This window comes from Streptomyces sp. NPDC102259 (assembly GCF_044766465.1).
GTDB lineage: Bacteria > Actinomycetota > Actinomycetes > Streptomycetales > Streptomycetaceae > Streptomyces.
The window spans coordinates 265,622-285,196 of the sequence record NZ_JBIWMA010000006.1; the positions used below are offsets into that span (position 1 = coordinate 265,622).

17 protein-coding genes are annotated in these 19,575 nt (G+C 69.0%); 8 read left to right on the forward strand and 9 right to left on the reverse strand.

Annotated elements, in window-relative coordinates; all coding sequences use genetic code 11:
• The first annotated feature begins 118 nt into the window (after positions 1-118).
• The 7 genes from ACIRPU_RS17635 to trxA all read left to right on the forward strand — a co-directional run bounded on the left by ACIRPU_RS17635 (position 119) and on the right by trxA (position 9,902).
• Positions 119-2,551, forward strand: coding sequence for a DUF6049 family protein (locus tag ACIRPU_RS17635; protein ID WP_403867763.1), 2,433 nt, complete (start codon positions 119-121; stop codon positions 2,549-2,551).
• Positions 2,552-2,595: 44 nt separating this feature from the next.
• A complete protein-coding gene (gene murJ / locus ACIRPU_RS17640; protein ID WP_403867765.1) occupies positions 2,596-4,869 on the forward strand; it encodes a murein biosynthesis integral membrane protein MurJ in 2,274 nt (757 codons plus the stop codon).
• A gap of 137 nt (positions 4,870-5,006) precedes the next feature.
• A complete protein-coding gene (locus ACIRPU_RS17645; protein WP_403867768.1) occupies positions 5,007-6,722 on the forward strand; it encodes a protein kinase family protein in 1,716 nt (571 codons plus the stop codon).
• Between the two features lie 27 nt (positions 6,723-6,749).
• On the forward strand, positions 6,750-7,475 hold the full coding sequence (sigM, locus tag ACIRPU_RS17650) for an RNA polymerase sigma factor SigM (protein ID WP_403867771.1): 726 nt from the start codon (positions 6,750-6,752) through the stop codon (positions 7,473-7,475).
• Positions 7,472-8,383 carry an anti-sigma factor family protein gene (locus ACIRPU_RS17655; RefSeq protein WP_403867774.1) on the forward strand — a complete coding sequence of 304 codons (912 nt, stop codon included), beginning with the start codon at positions 7,472-7,474 and terminating at the stop codon, positions 8,381-8,383. The genes sigM and ACIRPU_RS17655 overlap by 4 nt, the downstream gene beginning before the upstream one ends.
• 178 nt (positions 8,384-8,561) lie before the next feature.
• Complete coding sequence (trxB, locus tag ACIRPU_RS17660; protein ID WP_355703704.1) at positions 8,562-9,530, forward strand: thioredoxin-disulfide reductase; 969 nt, start codon at positions 8,562-8,564, stop codon at positions 9,528-9,530.
• Positions 9,531-9,569: 39 nt separating this feature from the next.
• Positions 9,570-9,902, forward strand: a complete 333-nt coding sequence (gene trxA / locus ACIRPU_RS17665; protein WP_355703705.1) for a thioredoxin — start codon at positions 9,570-9,572, stop codon at positions 9,900-9,902.
• Between the two features lie 91 nt (positions 9,903-9,993).
• On the opposite strand, the gene ACIRPU_RS17670 is transcribed toward trxA, so the two are convergent.
• From ACIRPU_RS17670 to rpmH, 9 genes are all read right to left on the reverse strand, one after another.
• Entirely contained in the window at positions 9,994-10,611 is a 618-nt protein-coding gene (locus tag ACIRPU_RS17670; protein WP_355703706.1) for a GNAT family N-acetyltransferase, read from the reverse strand.
• A gap of 325 nt (positions 10,612-10,936) precedes the next feature.
• Positions 10,937-12,037, reverse strand: a complete 1,101-nt coding sequence (locus tag ACIRPU_RS17675; RefSeq protein ID WP_355703707.1) for a ParB/RepB/Spo0J family partition protein — start codon at positions 12,035-12,037, stop codon at positions 10,937-10,939.
• The gene (locus ACIRPU_RS17680; protein ID WP_078615788.1) at positions 12,034-13,107 is read right to left on the reverse strand and encodes an AAA family ATPase; all 1,074 of its coding nucleotides are present in this window, start codon (positions 13,105-13,107) and stop codon (positions 12,034-12,036) included. Before ACIRPU_RS17680 ends, ACIRPU_RS17675 begins: the two co-directional genes overlap by 4 nt.
• 250 nt (positions 13,108-13,357) lie before the next feature.
• Complete coding sequence (rsmG, locus tag ACIRPU_RS17685) at positions 13,358-14,074, reverse strand: 16S rRNA (guanine(527)-N(7))-methyltransferase RsmG (protein WP_355703708.1); 717 nt, start codon at positions 14,072-14,074, stop codon at positions 13,358-13,360.
• A gap of 119 nt (positions 14,075-14,193) precedes the next feature.
• On the reverse strand, positions 14,194-14,706 hold the full coding sequence (locus ACIRPU_RS17690) for a protein jag (protein WP_403867780.1): 513 nt from the start codon (positions 14,704-14,706) through the stop codon (positions 14,194-14,196).
• Positions 14,707-14,721: 15 nt separating this feature from the next.
• Complete coding sequence (gene yidC, locus ACIRPU_RS17695) at positions 14,722-15,999, reverse strand: membrane protein insertase YidC (protein WP_403867783.1); 1,278 nt, start codon at positions 15,997-15,999, stop codon at positions 14,722-14,724.
• A 3-nt stretch (positions 16,000-16,002) separates the two neighbouring features.
• Complete coding sequence (gene yidD / locus ACIRPU_RS17700; protein WP_355703711.1) at positions 16,003-16,362, reverse strand: membrane protein insertion efficiency factor YidD; 360 nt, start codon at positions 16,360-16,362, stop codon at positions 16,003-16,005.
• Positions 16,359-16,730 carry a ribonuclease P protein component gene (gene rnpA, locus ACIRPU_RS17705; protein WP_078615780.1) on the reverse strand — a complete coding sequence of 124 codons (372 nt, stop codon included), beginning with the start codon at positions 16,728-16,730 and terminating at the stop codon, positions 16,359-16,361. Before rnpA ends, yidD begins: the two co-directional genes overlap by 4 nt.
• Before the next feature lie 21 nt (positions 16,731-16,751).
• Positions 16,752-16,889, reverse strand: a complete 138-nt coding sequence (gene rpmH / locus ACIRPU_RS17710; protein WP_020130646.1) for a 50S ribosomal protein L34 — start codon at positions 16,887-16,889, stop codon at positions 16,752-16,754.
• 376 nt (positions 16,890-17,265) lie between these two features.
• Between rpmH and dnaA the strand changes: the two genes are divergently transcribed.
• Positions 17,266-19,275: a chromosomal replication initiator protein DnaA gene (dnaA, locus tag ACIRPU_RS17715; protein ID WP_403867788.1), complete on the forward strand. Its 2,010-nt coding sequence runs from the start codon at positions 17,266-17,268 to the stop codon at positions 19,273-19,275.
• The last annotated feature ends 300 nt before the right edge of the window (positions 19,276-19,575 follow it).

Genomic DNA, 19,575 nt, shown 5'->3' on the forward strand with positions numbered 1-19,575 from the left:
CGGCCGCCTTCCACGATCTTGTGGAGCAGTCCGCGGCACTTCCCCTCAGCGCGCATCGTTACCATGCGTGGACGCACATTCCGACGACCACTGACGACGACGAGGGACGGGCGAACGCGTGGCCGAGGCGGCAGACTTTCCGGGGATGACTCCCTCACCTGCCCGCCGGTGGCTGCGGCGCACCGGCGCACTGCTCGCCGGGGCGCCCCTGCTGGCCGGTCTGCTCCAGCTGCCCGCCGCCCCCGCGCAGGCCGTCGGCCAGACCTCCGCCAAGGAGGCCTCCGACGCCGGCACGGTGGCTGTCAGCGTCGACGCGCTCAGCCCCTCCGCTCCCACCGACGGGGACACCCTGACGGTCTCCGGCACGGTCACCAACAACGGCAAGCAGGCGGTCACCGATGCCCACGTGGGTCTGCGGGTGGGTTCCGCGCTCACCACCCGCTCTGCGATCGACGGGGTCGCCAAGCGCGCGGACGCCCTCTCCGGCAACGACGGCTCTGAGGTGGGCGGCAAGTACGTAGCCGAGTTCGCCAAGCTCACACCGGGCGTGTCCGAGCACTTCAGCATCTCCGTCCCGGTCGCCAAGCTCGGCCTGGACGAGGACGGTGTCTACCCGCTCGGCGTCTCCCTCGCGGGCGAGACGTCCGCGCAGTCGTGGGAGCAGGTGCTGGGCGTCCAGCGGACCTTCCTGCCGTGGCAGCCCGAGGAGGCGGACACCCCGTCCAGGACGACGGTGCTGTGGCCGCTGGTCTCCACCGTCCACATGTCGGCGGAGACCGGTTCGAACGCCCAGCAGACGCCGGTCTTCCTCAACGACGACCTCACCAAGGAGCTCTCGCCGGGCGGTCGCCTGGAGCAGCTCCTGAGCCTGGGCAAGGAGCTCGACGTCACCTGGGTGATCGACCCGGACCTGCTGGCGTCCGTCGACGCCATGACCGGCAGCTACCGGATCCGGGGCGAAGGGGACACCACCACAGCCGGCACCCACCAGGCGGTCGCCAAGCAGTGGCTCGACGATCTGCAGGACGCGGTGCTCGGCAAGGAGGTCGTCGCGCTGCCCTTCGCCGATCCCGACCTCGCCTCGCTCGCTCACAACGGCACCGGCGTCGCCGGCTCGCTGAGCCAGCTCAAGGCGGCCACCGACGTCGCCGCCACCACGGTGGAGACCGTGCTCCATGTGACCCCGAACACCGACTTCGCCTGGCCGGTGGACGGTGCCGTCGACCCGTCGATCGTCAAGGTCGCGACCTCGGCAGGCGCGGACAAGGTGATCGCACGCGGCGACAGCCTGACGGAGAACGGCGATCTCACCTACACCCCCTCCGCGGCCCGGCCCATCGGCGGCGGCACCACGGCGGTCGTCGCGGACGCGCGGCTGTCCACGGCGTTCAAGGGTGATCTGACGAATGCCTCCACGTCCACGCTGGCCGTGCAGGAGTTCCTCGCGCAGAGCCTGGCCCTGAACCTGCAGACGGGCAAGCAGCGCAGCGTCGTCGTCGCCCCGCAGCGCATGCCGACCGCGAGCCAGGCCCGGTCGCTGGCGGAGGCCGTCACCACGCTCCAGGGCGGTACCTGGTCGCAGTCCCAGCAGCTCGCGGCGGCCGCCAAGGCCAAACCCGACCCGGGCGCCACCACGAAGGTGCCGTCGAGGTCGGCGTACCCCGCCTCGCTGCGCAAGCAGGAACTGCCCCGGTCGGCCTTCGAGCAGATCGCGTACACGCAGGACAAACTCGACAACTTCAAGGTGATCCTCGCCAACGAGGCCCGGGTGGTGACCCCCTTCGGGCGGGCCATGAACCGTGAGATGTCCACGTCCTGGCGGGGCCGGAGCACCGCCGCGAGCTCGTTCCGCCAGGGTGTGCAGGCCTATCTCGACACCCTGACCGGCCAGGTCAAGCTGATCGACAAGTCGGAGACCAAGCTCTCCGGGCGAAGCGCCACGATCCCGGTGACCGTGCAGAACAACCTGGTGCAGGGCGTCGACCACCTGATCCTGCGGCTGACCTCGAAGAACCCGACCCGTCTCGAGATCTCCGACGAGGCCTACGCCGAGCAGCCGGTGACGGTCTCCGGCGGGCACACCTCGACCGTGAAGTTCACCACGTCCGCCAAGGTCAACGGCCAGACGACGGTGGTCGCCCAGCTGTATACCGAGGACGGCCAGAAGTACGGCGAAGAGGTCACCTTCGACGTGCGGGTCACCGAGATCACGGCCACGGTGATGCTGGTCATCGGCGGCGGCGTCCTGCTGCTCGTGCTGGCCGGCTTCCGCATGTACACCCAGCGCAAGCGTGCCGCGGCCCGGGAAGCAGCAGAGACCGAAGAAGAGGTCGAGGACGGCGAGGACGGCGAGGACGGCGCCGGCGAGGCGGGCGAGCCCGCCGACGGCCCGGAGAACGCCGGGAACCCCGGGAACCCTGAGAACCGTCCCGAGAAAGAGTCCGGCGGCCGAGCAGGGGCAGCCGACCCTGAGCAGCCGAGTGACGGGACACCGGACACCGCGGTGGAAAGCACCGACCCGTCCGGCACGGGTGAGAGAGTGGACCGTTGAGGATGTCGCGGCCGGTGGGCCCGGGACGATGAGGTGGGGTAACCATGAACGCGCCGTACGACGGTGACCGCGGCCAGGCCGCGGGCGGCTCGGGCCACCCCGAGGGCCCGCCGCCCGAGCATGGCCAGGTGCCGCCGCAGCACCCGGCGGACATGTACCTCCAGGACGCCTACGACCAGGACCCCTACCGGGCCCAGGACCTCACCGCGCAGGACCCGGTCGCCGAGGCGCTCTACGACCGTGCCGCGCACCCCCCGCCGCCGCCGGGCATGCATCAGCCGCAACAGCCGCTGTACGGCCGGCCCCCGCAGTCCCCGTACGCCCCCGACCCGCATGTGTGGGCCCAGACCCCGGCGCCCGAGCCGGAGGGCCCCACGCAGTACCTGCCGTACGGCGACGACCCCCGTACGACGCAGTTCGTGGGCGTGGACGACCTGGTGACGCACTCCGGGGAGGAGCAGCACCAGCCCGACGCCTTCGCCCACCTCTTCCGCGACCAGCAGCAGGGCGGCACCCGCTCCCCGGAGTCCCCGTCGGTGCCCGGCCCTGCGCCCGCTCCGGGCGGCCAGGGAGCGGTACCGGTGTATCAGGATCCCGTGCCGGCATCGTCCGCGGCGGACCAGACCATGAACCTCACGGCCACGCCGGCCGCGCCCCCCGCCGCGGCCCCTCCCGCCGCGAAGAAGGGCGGACGCGCCGGTGGCCTGCTGAAGTCCAGCGCCGTCATGGCGGCCGGCACGATGGTGTCCCGCCTCACCGGTTTCGTCCGCTCCGCGCTGATCGTCTCGGCGCTGGGCGTCGGTCTGCTCGGTGACACCTTCCAGGTCGCCTACCAGCTGCCCACGATGATCTACATCCTGACCGTCGGCGGCGGCCTCAACTCGGTCTTCGTGCCGCAGCTCGTGCGGGCCATGAAGGAGGACGAGGACGGCGGCGAGGCGTACGCCAACCGCCTGCTCACGCTGGTCATGGTGGCGCTCGGCCTGCTCACGGTCGGCGCGGTCGCCGCGGCGCCCGTCCTGATCCGCCTCCTGTCCGACTCGGTCGCCAGCGACCCTGCGGCCAACGAGGTGGGCATCACCTTCGTCCGCTACTTCCTGCCCTCGATCTTCTTCATGGGCGTCCACGTGGTGATGGGGCAGATCCTCAACGCACGCGGCAAGTTCGGCGCGATGATGTGGACGCCGGTCCTCAACAACATCGTCATCATCGTGACGCTGGGCATGTTCATCTGGGTCTACGGCACCGCCGCCGACTCCGGCATGAAGGTCACGACCATCCCGCCGGAGGGCGAGCGACTCCTCGGCATCGGGGTCCTGCTCGGCCTCGTCGTGCAGGCCCTCGCCATGATCCCGTACCTGCGTGAGACCGGTTTCCGGCTGCGGCTGCGCTTCGACTGGAAGGGCCACGGTCTCGGCAAGGCGGCGACCCTCGCCAAGTGGACCGTCCTGTTCGTCCTGGCCAACCAGGCCGGCGCGCTCGTCGTCACCCAGCTGTCCACGTCGGCGGGCAAGGACTCGCCGGTCGACGGCACCGGCTTCTCCGCCTACGCCAACGCCCAGCTGATCTGGGGCCTGCCGCAGGCCATCATCACCGTCTCCCTGATGGCCGCCCTGCTGCCCCGCATCTCCCGCTCGGCGGCCGAGGGGGACGCCGGCGCGGTCCGCGACGACATCTCGCAGGGCCTGCGCACCACGGCCGTCGCGATCGTCCCGATCGCCTTCGGCTTCCTCGCACTCGGCATCCCGATGTGCACGCTGATCTTCGGTTCGTCCGGCACCAGCGAGGCCACGAACATGGGCTTCATGCTGATGGCCTTCGGCCTCGGCCTGATCCCCTACTCCGTGCAGTACGTCGTCCTGCGCGCCTTCTACGCCTACGAGGACACCCGGACCCCCTTCTACAACACCGTCATCGTGGCCGCGGTCAACGCGAGCGCCTCGGCGATCTGTTACTTCGTCCTCCCCGCCCGCTGGGCCGTGGTCGGCATGGCGGCCTCCTACGGTCTGGCGTACGCGATCGGCGTCGGCGTCGCCTGGAACCGGCTGCGCAAGCGGCTCGGCGGCGACCTCGACGGCTCCCATGTCCTGCGGACCTACGCCCGCCTGTGCATCGCCTCCGTTCCGGCCGCCCTGATCAGCGGCGCGGCCTGCTACGGCATCGGCCACAGCCTGGGTCAGGGCGTCCTGGGCTCCTTCGCCGCGTTGCTGGCCGGCGGGGTCCTGTTGTTCGGCATCTTCTTCGTCGCCGCCCGCCGCATGCGCATCGAGGAGCTCAATTCGCTCGTCGGTATGGTCCGCGGACGCCTGGGTCGCTGAGACAGGGGGTAGGCGCACAACCATCGTCCGCCGCCGCGTGTCGTGCATAGCGGCGGACTGTGGGCACAATTGGGTTCGGCGTCACACGGCGCGCACGAGGTCGGACGCGCGCACTGAATGGGGAGGCAGGAACGACGGTGGCGGAACGGAGCACAGCTGCCGTCGACGTGGCAGACAACAGCGGCGACAAGCCGCTGACCGCAGAAGCGGACCAGTCCACGGCCGACGGGGTGGTCACGAACCGGGAGCAGGACACGGACAGCGACGAGGCACAGGGGAGCGGCGGGACGGAGAGTCCCGGAAAGGCCTCACCGCCGGAACTGCACAGCGGTCACAAGCTCGCCAGGCGCTATCGCCTCGAAGAGTGCGTCACCCGTCTGGACGGTTTCAGCAGTTGGCGTGCGGTCGACGAGAAACTCCGTCGGGCCGTGGGCGTCCACCTCCTGCCCGCGGACCACACCCGGGCCCGTTCGGTGCTGGCAGCGGCCCGCTCCTCCGCCCTGCTCGGAGATCCCCGCTTCGTCCAAGTACTGGACGCCGTCGAGGAGAACGACCTCGTCTACGTGGTCCATGAGTGGCTGCCCGACGCCACCGAGCTGACCGCGTTGCTCGCGGCCGGTCCGCTGGAGCCGCACGACGCCTACCAGATGGTGAGTCAGATCGCCTCCGCGATGGCCGCCGCCCACCGCGAAGGCCTGGCGCATCTGCGTCTGAATCCCAACGCCGTTCTGCGTACCTCCTCGGGCCAGTGGCGCATCCGCGGCCTCGCGGTGAACGCCGCCCTGCGCGGCGTCACCACCGAGACCCCTCAGCGCACGGACACCGAGGCGATCGGCGCCCTGCTGTACGCGGCGCTCACCCAGCGCTGGCCGTACGAGAACGACGCCTACGGCCTCTCCGGGCTGCCCAAGGACATCGGTCTGATCGCCCCCGACCAGGTGCGCGCCGGCGTCCACCGGGGTCTGTCGGAGCTGTCGATGCGCGCTCTCGTCAACGACGGCGCGACCGCCTCCCGACACGACGCCGCCTGCACGACGCCGGAGGAGCTGGTGAAGGCGATCGGTGAGATGCCCCGCATCCGCCCGCCGGAGCCCGCGTTCACCGCCCCGCCCGAGTACCAGCGCACGACCTACCAGCAGGGCACCTACGGCCGTCCCGCGCCGCACCCCGGCATCACCCAGCATGTGCCGACCCCGCCGCCCCCGCTGCAGAGCCGCACCGGCAAGGCGCTGAAGTGGGCGGTCTCCGCCCTCCTCATCGCCGCCCTCGGCCTGGGCAGCTGGCAGTTGGCGGACGCCCTGATGGACCAGAGCCAGTCCGACGACACCAACCAGACCCAGACGACGGACGAGGGCGACAAGAACAGCACCGCGCCCAAGCCGGTCACCACGCTCAAGATCCACGACGCCGCCGAGTACTACCCGGACGGCACCCCCCAGCACGCGGACGACGCCAAGCTCACCTACGACGGTGACAGCTCCACGTACTGGCGGTCGCGCTCCTTCGCCGACGGGCCCGTACTCGCGCCGTTCAAGAAGGGCGTGGGCATCGTCTACGACCTCGGCTCCGAGCAGAGCGTTTCGGCAGCCTCGATAGGGCTTCACTACGGCGGCAACTACACCGCCGCGAGCCTCTACGCGGCCGATTCGCTCTCGTCATCGGACTCACTCACATCCATGACGAAGATCGCCGACGCCCGGACGTCCGGACAGGAACTGAAGATCTCCGCCAAGACACCGGTGAAGACGCGGTACGTTCTCGTATGGATCACCGCCGCGCCGTACGCGCCGGGCGACCAGTACAGCGACTCCGGCTTCAAGCAGGCCATCACCGACGTGACGTTCACGGGCTGACGTCCCACCGAAAGGGGAGGGGGTCCGATGGCGGAAGGCGCCGGATATGACGGAGTGAACGACCAGGACCTCCTCACCCGCCACGTAGAGGGCGATCCCGACGCCTTCGGTGAGCTCGTGCGGCGTCACCGTGACCGACTCTGGGCGGTGGCCCTGCGCACGCTGGGAGACCGCGAGGAGGCCGCTGACGCCGTCCAGGACGCCCTCGTGTCCGCCTACCGGGCCGCCCACACCTTCCGCGGCCAGTCCGCCGTCACGACCTGGCTCCACCGCATCACGGTGAACGCCTGTCTGGACCGCGCCCGCAAAGCGGCTTCCCGCAAGACCTCGCCGGTCGACGACACCGAGCGACTTGAGCAGCTGCTCGAGCCGCACGAGTCGGCGTCCGCGCCCGCCGAACGCAACGACCTGCACCGCCAGCTCCTCGAAGCGCTCGGCACGCTCCCGCCCGACCAGCGAGCCGCCCTCGTCCTCGTGGACATGCAGGGCTACCCGGTCGCCGAGGCAGCCCGCGTGCTCGACGTGCCGACCGGGACGGTGAAGAGCCGCTGCGCCCGGGGCAGAGCCAGACTCCTGCCACTCCTCACCCATCTGCGGCCGGACGGCACCGGCGGCGACAGAGAAAAGGGCGCGGGACGGAACCGGGCGCAGGGGACATCCGTCCCACCGGCAGCGGCCCCTCAGGATGAGGGGCCGGACAACGCCGGGACAGGCGATTCAGCTGCTGTGAAGGGCGGAGGTGGGCGAGCGTGACCTCGACGACGGACACGACCGGGCACCCGGACGTCGCGGAGATCTCCGACCTCACCGAGGGCCTGCTCGCTCCCCCGCGGAGCGCCGACGTGCGTCGGCATCTGGACGCCTGCGAGCTCTGCGCGGACGTCCACGCGTCGCTCGAGGAGATCCGTGGCCTTCTGGGCACCCTCCCCGGCCCACCGCGCATGCCGGACGATGTCGCTCACCGCATCGATGCCGCGCTCGCCGCCGAGGCGCTGCTGAACGCCACGGCGCCGGAGAACGCAGACGCCTCGCCGATGGTCGGTGTGGGCACGACCGATGCCGACGCGCTCCATGTTTCACGTGAAACCACGACCGCGACGGCCCGACCCGCCGGGCGCGCCCATGCCCCCACCGGACCGGGCCGCAAGGAGCGCAAGCGGGGCGGCCGCCGCAAGATCGCTGTGCTGGGAGCAGTTCTCACCGCCGCAGCGCTGGGACTCGGTTCCGTCCTGGTGTCCTCACTCACGGACGGCGGAGGGCCGAGCAGTTCGGCTCACCAGTCGACCGCGCCGGACACCTTCTCCGCGAGCGGGCTGGAGGGGCAGGTCACCGATCTCCTCGCCAAGGCCGCGGACTCCCGTGGCGCCCACAGCCTGGGCATCCAGGGACAATCCGACGCCGCATCGCCCGGCGTCCAATCACCCAAGATCCTCCGGCAGCCCGTGGTGCCTTCGTGCGTACAGCAGGGCATCGGCCGCAGCGACGCGGCCCTCGCCACCGAGGAAGGTACATATCAGGGGACGGCCGCCCTGCTCGTGGTGCTGCCGGACGCATCCGACACCACCCGGATCGACGCCTACGTCGTGGACAAGACCTGTGTGGATCATCCCGCGTCCAGTCCGGCGAAGGTTCTGCTGACGAACTCCTACACACGTCGCTGACGACCGACGTCCGGTCTCGCTGCCGCCGCCGTGTCCCCCTTGCAACCCCTACGGTGTCGTCCCTTCGTGTGCCCGGACACACCGGGAATGCACGCCCCTTAGGATCCGTTGGGTGGGGTGAGAGTCCAAGTAGCTCCCACCGCTCAACCGATGCAGTCCAGAGACGAGGAAACAAGCCGTGAGCGACGTCCGTAACGTGATCATCATCGGCTCCGGGCCCGCCGGCTACACCGCGGCGCTGTACACCGCGCGCGCGTCGCTGAAGCCGCTCGTGTTCGAAGGAGCCGTCACCGCGGGCGGCGCACTGATGAACACCACTGAGGTGGAGAACTTCCCCGGCTTCCAGGACGGCATCATGGGCCCCGAGCTCATGGACAACATGCGTGCCCAGGCCGAGCGCTTCGGTGCCGAGCTGATCCCCGACGACATCGTCTCCGTCGACCTCACGGGCGACATCAAGACCGTCACGGACACCGCGGGCACGATCCACCGGGCCAAGGCCGTCATCGTGACCACCGGCTCCCAGCACCGCAAGCTCGGCCTGCCGAACGAGGACGCTCTCTCCGGCCGCGGTGTCTCCTGGTGCGCCACCTGTGACGGCTTCTTCTTCAAGGACCAGGACATCGCCGTGATCGGCGGCGGCGACACCGCGATGGAGGAGGCCACCTTCCTCTCCCGCTTCGCCAAGTCGGTGACGATCGTCCACCGCCGGGACACCCTGCGCGCCTCCAAGGCCATGCAGGAGCGCGCCTTCGCCGACCCGAAGATCAAGTTCGTCTGGGACAGCGAGGTCGCCGAAATCCAGGGGGACCCGAAGCTGGCCGGGCTGAAGCTACGCAACCTCAAGACGGGTGAGATCTCGGACCTCCCGGTGACCGGCCTCTTCATCGCGATCGGCCACGACCCGCGCACCGAGCTCTTCAAGGGTCAGCTGGACCTGGACGAGGAGGGCTACCTGAAGGTCGCCGCCCCCTCCACCCGGACGAACGTGACCGGTGTCTTCGCCGCCGGCGACGTGGTCGACCACACCTACCGCCAGGCGATCACCGCGGCCGGCACCGGCTGCGCCTCCGCTCTCGACGCCGAGCGCTACCTCGCCGCCCTCGCGGACGAGGAGCAGGCCGAGCCCGAGAAGACCTCCGTCTGACCCTCTCCCGCCCCACCGCACAGAATTAAGGAGCCCCCTGTGGCCGGCACCCTGAAGAATGTGACCGACGCCGACTTCGAAGAGGTCGTCCTCAAGAGCGACAAGCCCGTCCTGGTGGACTTCTGGGCCGCGTGGTGTGGCCCGTGCCGCCAGATCGCGCCCTCGCTCGAGGCCATCGCCGCCGAGCACGGTGACAAGATCGAGATCGTCAAGCTCAACATCGACGAGAACCCGGGTACGGCCGCCAAGTACGGTGTCATGTCGATCCCGACGCTGAACGTGTACCAGGACGGCGAGGTCGCCAAGACCATCGTCGGCGCCAAGCCGAAGGCCGCGCTCGTCCGCGACCTGGAGAGCTTCATCTCCGAGTGACACGCTGAGCCGTCCCGCCGACGGCTGATGTTTCACGTGAAACACGAATGGGCCAGCCCTCAGGGGCTGGCCCATTGCTTTACCGAAGTCCTCAGAGCGGACGCAGCGCCGGCTCCTTCTGAACCGCCCCCAGCAGCCTATCGAGCGCCATCTCCACGTCTTCCTTCCAGGAAAGCGTCGTCCGCAGCTCCAGCCTCAACCGAGGATGAGCGGGATGAGGACGCACCGTCTTGAAGCCCACCGCCAGGAGGTGGTCGGCCGGGAGCACACAGGCCGGCTCCTTCCAGCGTGCGTCGCCGAACGCCTCGATCGCTTTGAAGCCCCGTCGCAGCAGATCCTTGGCGACCGTCTGGACCATCACACGGCCAAGTCCCTGTCCCTGGTAGCCCGGCATGATGAACGCGGTCATCAACTGCACGGCGTCCGGCGACACAGGGCTGGTGGGAAACGCCGTCGAGCGGGGAACATAGGCGGGCGGTGCGTAGAGCACGAAGCCCACGGGAACGTCGTCCACGTAGACGACCCGGCCGCACGACCCCCAGTCCAACAGGACAGCGGAGATCCAGGACTCCTTCTCCAGAGCGGGCGTGCCCGCCTTTACCGCGGCCGCACTGCTGACGGGGTCCAGTTCCCAGAAGACACACGCCCGACAGCGCTTGGGAAGGTCTTGAAGGTTGTCCAGCGTGAGCGGTACGAGCCGACGCCCCATGAAGGCTGTTCCTCGCTTCCTTCGCTCGCAGCGTCGCGAGCGGCTGTCAGAGCGCTCCGTTCCCTGAGCAGGCTGCCGACGAAGCCGCCGACCGCGCCCAGTCCCAGCCCGGCGCTCACCAGTCCGGTCCGGCTCATCGTTCGCATGGCCCCCGCCTCCCGCTCCGAGGTACTGCCAGGTGGATGCGCCACAACCCCATCGCATCGTATCCAGGATGCGATTCCACCGATACCGCCTGAAAGCAAAGGGCGAGCCGTGTTCCGGTACACACCGGACACGGCTCGCTCACATGCCCCTCGACCGACACACGCTCGGCCGAGCGCACTCAGTCTTCCGACTCCTCGGCGTCGCCGTCCACGAGGCCCTTCTGCAGGACGGGACCTTCGCCGGGCGCGAGCGAGTCGAGGATCCGCTCCAGGTCCTCCATGGAGGCGAACTCGACGGTGATCTTGCCCTTCTTCTGCCCCAGATCGACCTTCACCCGGGTTTCGAAGCGGTCCGAGAGCCGGGTCGCGAGGTCGGTCAGCGCCGGGGAGACCCGACCTCCGGCCCTCGGCCCCTTGGCACGCTGAGCCGTCTGCGGACGCGAACCCATGAGGGTCACGATCTCCTCGACGGCCCGTACCGAGAGTCCCTCAGCCACGATGCGGTGAGCCAGCCGGTCCTGCTCCTCCGAGTCATCGACCGAGAGCAGTGCCCGGGCGTGACCGGCCGAGAGCACTCCGGCCGCGACCCGGCGCTGAACCGCCGGCGAGAGCTTCAACAGACGCAGCGTGTTGGACACCTGCGGCCGGGATCGACCGATGCGGTCCGCCAGCTGGTCGTGCGTGCAGTTGAAGTCCTTCAGCAACTGGTCGTAGGCGGCTGCCTCTTCCAGCGGGTTCAGCTGGGCCCGGTGGAGGTTCTCCAGAAGGGCGTCCAGGAGAAGCTTCTCGTCGTCCGTGGCGCGTACGATCGCCGGAATCGCCTCCAGGCCGGCCTCGCGGCAGGCCCGGAAACGCCGCTCACCCATGATGAGCTCGTAGCGCGCAGGGCCCAGCTGGCGTACGACGACCGGCTGGAGCAGTCCGACCTCCTTGATGGAGGTGATGAGCTCGTGCAGCGCGTCCTCGTCGAAGACCTCACGGGGCTGACGCGGGTTCGGCGCGATGTGGTCGAGGGGAATCTCGGCGAAGTGCACGCCGATGGGCGGCGCGGGAATCTCCACGGAGCTGTTTGCCGACAGCTCCTCTGTTTCACGTGAAACAGGCAGCAGCGCGGCCACCTTCGCCGCGGCCACCCCGCGGTCCGTCGTCAGAACCGGTACGGCTGCGGGCGACATGGAGCCTCCGCCCCCCACCGCGGCCTGAGCCGGATTCTTCTCCGTCGGGGCAGCAGGGATCAGCGCGCCAAGACCGCGGCCCAGCCCCCTCCGTCGCTCACTCACTGAATGCCCTCCACCATGTTCGCGTTGTTCTGGGCGCCGATATGGGCGTGTGTCGCGTCGTAGCTGACCCCGACACCCCGCAGCGCCAGCTCTCGTGCTGCCTCAAGGTAGGAGAGAGCACCGCTCGATCCCGGATCGTAGGTCAGCACCGTCTGTCCATAGCTCGGCGCCTCGGAGATACGGACCGAGCGGGGAATGCTCGTCCGCAGCACCTCTTCCACGAAGTGGGTGCGCACCTCCTCCGCGACCTGCGACGCGAGGCGCGTCCGGCCGTCGTACATGGTGAGCAGAATGGTCGACACGTGCAGGGTGGGATTGAGGTGTCCCCGCACCAGGTCGACGTTGCGCAGCAACTGCCCCAGACCTTCCAGCGCGTAGTACTCGCACTGGATCGGGATGAGGACCTCGGCACCGGCCACCATCGCGTTGACCGTCAGCAGGCCGAGTGACGGCGGGCAGTCGATGAGGATGTAGTCCAGCGGCTGCTCGTAGGCCTGGATCGCTCGCTGGAGGCGGCTCTCACGTGCCACCAGGGACACCAACTCGATCTCCGCGCCGGCGAGATCGATCGTGGCGGGAGCACAGAAGAGGCCTTCCACATCAGGAACGGGCTGAACGACTTCCGCAAGTGGGCGACTGTCGACCAGCACGTCATAGATGGACGGGACCTCGGCATGGTGGTCGATTCCCAGGGCGGTGGACGCGTTGCCCTGGGGGTCGAGGTCGACCACCAGGACCCGGCCACCGTGCAGGGCCAGAGACGCGGCAAGGTTGACCGTCGTCGTCGTCTTGCCCACCCCGCCCTTCTGGTTGGCGACGACGATCACACGGGTCTGCTCAGGACGTGGCAGGCCCTCGCCGGCGCGGCCCAGAGCCTCCACCGCGAGTTGGGCAGCACGACCGATCGGGGTGTCGTCCATCGGGGGCGGTGTTTCACGTGAAACATCCTCCCCAAACGACTCGGTACGGGGACCGGGGACCGGATCGGTCATCGGTCCCGCGATGTTGGCGTCGGACCGCAAGGATTCACTCTCCTCGACTTCAGGCTCGCAATGAACAGAGCCTCCCATGGCTTCGGGGTGGTGAACCAGTGAGGCCTGGTCTTCTGTGGAGAAATCCACCTCTGTGGACAACTCCCGTCTCTCATTGAGTGAACCGAGAGGCTTACGGTCGCGGGGTTCGGCTGCGGCGCGGCCGCGGCTGATGATGCCGTGGAGCAGAGAGCGACGTTTCACGTGAAACACGATGCACAGCGTCGGCGTCGGGATCCCTCGCGACACTCCGTGATGCGTAGGTTTGGCAGCTTGTGTGGAGTACGTCTCAGCGGCGCCGACGCGTTCGACTCGTACGAGCGGCCTTGGCCCGCTTGGCGGCGAATCTCACACCACCCGGGCTCTCACCGACCTCGACCCGCACCACCGTGGACAGCGGATCCACCACGCCCTCACCGACATGCAGGATCGAGGTGCCCACGGCTCCGAGCTTGCTCAGTGCGGTGGACGCGCTCTTCAGCTCCTCCTCGGCGGCGTCGCCCTTGAGGGCGAGCATCTCGCCGTAGGGGCGCAGCAGCGGGATGCCCCAGGTGGCCAGGCGGTCCAGAGGCGCCACCGCACGGGCGGTCACCACATGCACCGGTGGCATGGAGCCCATGACCTCCTCGGCACGACCACGTGCGACCGTCACATGGTCCAGGCCGAGGAGCTCGACGACTTCGGTGAGGAAGTTGGTCCGCCGCAGGAGCGGCTCCAACAGGGTGATCTTCAGGTCTTCCCGCACGAGCGCCAGTGGAATGCCGGGCAGTCCGGCACCCGAACCGACGTCGCAGACGGTCACGCCCTCGGGCACGACCTCGGAGAGCACCGCGCAGTTCAACATATGCCTCTCCCAGAGGCGGGGTACCTCTCGTGGGCCGATGAGCCCACGCTGCACGCCTGCCTCGGCCAGGAGCTCGACGTATCGGACCGCATCACCGAAGCGATCACCGAATACCTCTCGTGCCACCTCAGGCGCGGGGGGGAGCTCCGCTGCCTCCGTCACGGGGACCGTCCTTCCGTACCGCATCAGCGCTGCGAGCGCCGACCACCAGAACTACCGGGCTGACAAAGACCGGCCCCGTCTGCGCAACAGACGGGGCCGGGGACACGTACGAAACCGAATCAGTTGGGCAGGACGACGACGAAGCGCTGCGGCTCCTCGCCCTCGGACTCGCTGCGCAGCCCGGCGACCTTGACCGCGTCGTGCACGACCTTGCGCTCGAAGGGCGTCATCGGCCTCAGCTTCACCGGCTCACCGCTGTTCTTCGCGTCGGCCGCGGCCTTGGCACCCAGCTCGGAGAGCTCGGCACGCTTCTGGGCACGGTAGCCCGCGATGTCCAGCATCAGCCGACTGCGGTCGCCGGTCTCCCGGTGCACGGCCAGGCGGGTGAGTTCCTGGAGCGCCTCCAGCACCTCGCCGTCCCGGCCGACCAGCTTCAGCAGGTCACGGGGGCCCGCGTCGCTGATGATCGACACAGAGGCGCGGTCGGCCTCGACGTCCATGTCGATGTCGCCGTCGAGATCGGCAATGTCCAACAGACCCTCGAGGTAGTCCGCCGCGATCTCGCCCTCCTGCTCCAGGTGGGTCAGGGTGTCTGCACCCTCGGCGGCAGCGGAGGTGGTGCCTTCCGTCACGGGATGGGCTCCTTCTTACTTCTTGGACGGGGACTTGGGGCGCTGCGGGCCGCCCTTGCGCTGCCCGGACTGGGCCTTGCTGCGGCCTCCGCCACTGGGCTTGGTGCCGGCCTGCTTGGCCGTACCGGCGGCTCCGGAGGGCTTGGCGTCCTCCGGTTCGTCGGACTTGCTCAGCGAGACGCTCTCGCCGGCGTCCTTCGCCGTGGACTGGCGCTGGGACTTCGACTGCCGCTTGGGCTGCTGCCGCTTGGCGGCGGCCGTGCTCGTCGGCGTGCCGTCCTCTGCCTGGGCCGCGGCCTCGGCCTCGCTCTTGATCACGGTGCCGTCGGCCTGGGCGGCGAAGCCCACCTTGGTCAGACCGTTGATGAACTTGCGCTCGGCGTCGTTGCGCTCGCGGCCCTTGGCCACGATGGCCTTGACGATGGCCCGCTCGCCGCGGCTGCGGGTCTTGCCGTGGTGCGTGACGTGCTTGTACAGACGCTCCAGGTACGCGGCCTGAGCCTTGGAACCCGGGGTCGGGTTGTTGCGGATCACGTACATCTGCTGGCCCATGGTCCACACGTTGGTGGTCAGCCAGTAGACGAGCACACCGACGGGGAAGTTGATGCCGAAGACGGCGAACATGACGGGGAAGACGTACATCAGCATCTTCTGCTGCTGCATGAACGGTGTCTTCACCGAGGTGTCGACGTTCTTCGTCATGAGCTGGCGCTGCGTGAAGAACTGCGACGCCGACATCATGATGATCATGATCGCGGTGACGATGCGGACGTTGGTCAGCGAGGCGTCGAACGGCACCAGGTCCGAGGCGCTGTCCGTGAACTTCGCGGCCAACGGGGCACCGAAGATGTGCGCTTTCTGCGCGCTCGCCAGAAGGCTCTCGTTGATCACGCCAATGGTTTCACCGTTGGCGATGCCGTTGAGCACGTGGTAGAGGGCGAAGAAGAACGGGGACTGCGCCAGGATGGGAAGGCACGAGGAGAGCGGGTTGGTGCCCGTCTCCTTGTACAGCTTCATCATCTCTTCGGACTGACGCTGCTTGTCGTTCTTGTAGCGCTCCTGGATCTTCTTCATCTCGGGCTGCAGCGTCTGCATGGCCCGCGTCGCCTTGATCTGCTTCACGAAGAGCGGGATCAGGCAGATACGAATCAGGATCACCAGGGACACGATGGACAGGCCCCAGGCCCACCCGGTGTCGGGGCCGAAGATGGACCCGTACACCTTGTGGAACTGGACGATGACCCAGGAGACAGGTGTCGTGATGAAGCTGAAGAGGCTGGCAATCGTGTCCACTAATCATGCTCCTTGGGCATGGGACGGTGTCTCTGCGGCCGGGCTCGAAGGAGAAGGCGAATTCTCTTCGGTGGCCGTTTCGGCGGCGGAGGTCCCGCCCCTGCGTGCACGCCAGGCGTCACGCAACATTTCGTGCCACCGCGGGCGCTTGCGCGGCGGAACATGGTCCACGCCACCGAGCGACCACGGATTGCACCGCAGGATTCGCCAGGCGGTAAGTGCCGTTCCCTTGATCGCGCCGTGCCGGTCGATGGCCGTATAGCCGTAGTGGGAACACGACGGGTAGTACTTGCACACCGGCCCGAGCAGTGGACTGATCGTCCACTGGTAGAGCTTGATCAGAGCCAGCAGCGGGTACTTCATCGCGCGCCCCCTCCCAGTAGCCGTTGAAGGGCGGCATCCAGGTCTTGGGCCAGCTGTGCGTGATCGGCGTCGCCCGCCCCGGGCAGCGCCCGTACGACTACCAGGCTACCGGGGGGGAACAGGGTGACTCGGTCGCGCATCAGATGACGCAGTCTGCGCTTCACCTTGTTGCGCACGACAGCGCCGCCCACGGCCTTGCTCACGACGAAACCCGCACGCGTCGGGGGAGCGCTCTCCCCAGGCGCGTGCGGGTCCGTGGCACCGCTTCGAAGATGGACCACGAGGGTCGGGCGGCCGGCCCGACGACCCCGTCGTACAGCGGTCGCGAAGTCCTCGCGCCGCCTCAGCCGATGCTCGGTAGGCAGCACGACGTCATGACCTGATCAGGCTCAGGCGGACAGGTTGGTGCGACCCTTGCTGCGGCGGTTCGCGAGAATCGCGCGACCGGCACGGGTGCGCATCCGCAGGCGGAAGCCGTGGGTCTTGGCGCGACGACGGTTGTTCGGCTGGAAGGTGCGCTTGCTCACTCGGGGGCTCCAGAAATCAATCGGTGGTGGCGGGGTGCCGTCCTGGCTGTCACCGTGCGCCCACGAGGTAGCTCGCGGTTAAACGCCCGAGTGCACCGCTTCCCGATCACCGACGTGATCTGTGCCCATCGGAGGCAGGCGGCAGCAGCCATCGACAACTCGACCTGGTTACGGTACGCGCGGCTGCGCCATTCGGTCAAACCGGCGGTCACGGGAGACACTATCCACAGGCTGGGGACAACAACTTGAACCGCACCCGTCGCCCTGACTACCGTGGCTGAACTCCGATTCGTTCCTTTGTCCCTGCCCCCACCCGATATGAATCCCGACCGTCCCACAACCACACGTTCGTGGGACCCACGAGAGAGCGTGCCCTGTGGCTGACGTGCCTGCCGATCTTGCCGCAGTGTGGCCACGAGTACTGGAGCAGCTCCTCGGGGAGGGCCGTGGCCAGGGTGTCGAGGTGAAGGACGAACACTGGATCCGGCGCTGCCAGCCCCTGGCGCTGGTCGCCGACACCGCGCTGCTCGCCGTACCGAACGAGTTCGCGAAGAACGTCCTCGAAGGCCGTCTGGCCCCGATCGTCAGTGAGACGCTGAGCCGCGAGTGCGGGCGGCCGATCCGCATCGCGATCACCGTCGACGACTCCGTCGGCGAACCCCCGGCTCCGCCGGCACCCTCCGCGCAGCAGCAGTCGCGCTACGAGGAGGCCGCGCTCCCCGCCGGCCCCTACGACGGGCAGGACAACCGGTACGAAGGTCAGGGGGACGGCCGGTACGACACCGGCTACGACAAGTCGCGCGAAGGCCAGTACGAGGGCGGCTACGGCCGGCATCGCGCCGAGCAGTTGCCCCCGACGCCCGGCGACCAGCTCCCCGGCTCGCGCCCGGACCAGATGCCCACCGCCCGGCCCGCGTATCCGTCGGAGTACCAGCGTCCCGAACCCGGCGCCTGGCCCCGGCCGCAGCAGGACGAGCACAGCTGGCAGCAGCAGCGGCTCGGCTTCCCGGACCGCGACCCCTACGCGTCGCCCTCGTCGCAGGACACGTACGGCGGGCCCCCGTCCCAGGCCCCGTACGGCGCCCCGCCGCAGCAGGACTCCTACGGCCCGCCGTCGCAGGACTACCGTCCCCAGTCGATGGAGCGGCCGCCGTACGACCCCTCGCCGTACCGGCAGAAGCGCTCGGAGTACGAGCCTTCGCGCTCGGACTACGACCAGCGCGACACCGGCCGGCGTGAGCTGTCCGACCCGTCGGCGGGCCCCGGTCATCCGCACCGCGGCGGCCCGGTCGGCGCCGGTGGGCCCGGGCAGTCGGCCAAGCAGCCCTCGCCGACGCCCGGCCCCGGTGAGCCGACGGCGCGCCTGAACCCGAAGTACCTCTTCGACACGTTCGTCATCGGCGCCTCCAACCGGTTCGCGCACGCGGCCGCCGTCGCCGTCGCCGAGGCGCCCGCGAAGGCCTACAACCCCCTGTTCATCTATGGGGAGTCGGGCCTCGGCAAGACGCACCTGCTGCACGCCATCGGGCACTACGCGCGGAGCCTCTACCCGGGCACGCGCGTGCGGTACGTGAGCTCCGAGGAGTTCACCAACGAGTTCATCAACTCCATCCGCGACGGCAAGGGCGACAGCTTCCGCAAGCGGTACCGCGAGATGGACATCCTGCTCGTCGACGACATCCAGTTCCTCGCGGACAAGGAGTCGACGCAGGAGGAGTTCTTCCACACCTTCAACACGCTCCACAACGCCAACAAGCAGATCGTGCTGTCCAGCGACCGGCCGCCCAAGCAGCTGGTCACGCTGGAGGACCGGCTGCGGAACCGTTTCGAGTGGGGCCTGATCACCGACGTGCAGCCGCCCGAGCTGGAGACGCGGATCGCGATCCTCCGCAAGAAGGCGGTGCAGGAGCAGCTGAACGCCCCGCCGGAGGTGCTCGAGTTCATCGCGTCCCGGATCTCGCGCAACATCCGCGAGCTGGAGGGCGCGTTGATCCGGGTGACGGCGTTCGCGTCGCTCAACCGGCAGCCGGTGGACCTGGGCCTGACGGAGATCGTCCTGAAGGACCTGATCCCCGGTGGCGAGGACTCCGCCCCCGAGATCACCTCGACGGCCATCATGGGCGCCACGGCCGACTACTTCGGGCTGACGGTCGAGGACCTGTGCGGCACCTCGCGGGGGCGCGCGCTGGTGACGGCCCGGCAGATCGCCATGTACCTGTGCCGCGAGCTGACGGACCTCTCGCTGCCGAAGATCGGCGCGCTGTTCGGCGGCCGTGACCACACGACGGTCATGCACGCGGACCGCAAGATCCGCAATCTGATGGCCGAGCGGCGCTCCATCTACAACCAGGTGACCGAGCTGACCAACCGCATCAAGAACGGCTGACGGCACCGCAGAGCGCGCACAGACGTCGCTGAGGGCGCCCCCGGATCTCCTTCCGGGGGCGCCCTCCGTCGTTCCCGGGCCGGACGCCGGGACGGGGGCGGGGTGAAGCGCGGGACGGAGCGGGACGCGAGGGCGGGACGCGGTAGCGCGTCCAGGGCGGCCACGCGGTCGACGGCGGCCGAATCCGAGCTTGATCGCGGGCCGATCCCAGGCAGATCCCAGACTGCCCTCGGGTCGATCCAGGGCGACCCGAGGCCGACCCAAGGCTCATCCGAGGCCCATCCGAGGCCGGTCCCGCGC

What these genes read in the sequence shown, in the direction of transcription:
- ACIRPU_RS17680 (WP_078615788.1), bottom strand. Translation starts at nt 13,107, where the DNA reads ATGGGAGGCTCTGTTCATTGCGAGCCTGAAGTCGAGGAGAGTGAATCC.
- murJ (WP_403867765.1), top strand. Translation starts at nt 2,596, where the DNA reads ATGAACGCGCCGTACGACGGTGACCGCGGCCAGGCCGCGGGCGGCTCG.
- sigM (WP_403867771.1), top strand. Translation starts at nt 6,750, where the DNA reads ATGGCGGAAGGCGCCGGATATGACGGAGTGAACGACCAGGACCTCCTC.
- yidD (WP_355703711.1), bottom strand. Translation starts at nt 16,362, where the DNA reads ATGAAGTACCCGCTGCTGGCTCTGATCAAGCTCTACCAGTGGACGATC.
- ACIRPU_RS17670 (WP_355703706.1), bottom strand. Translation starts at nt 10,611, where the DNA reads ATGGGGCGTCGGCTCGTACCGCTCACGCTGGACAACCTTCAAGACCTT.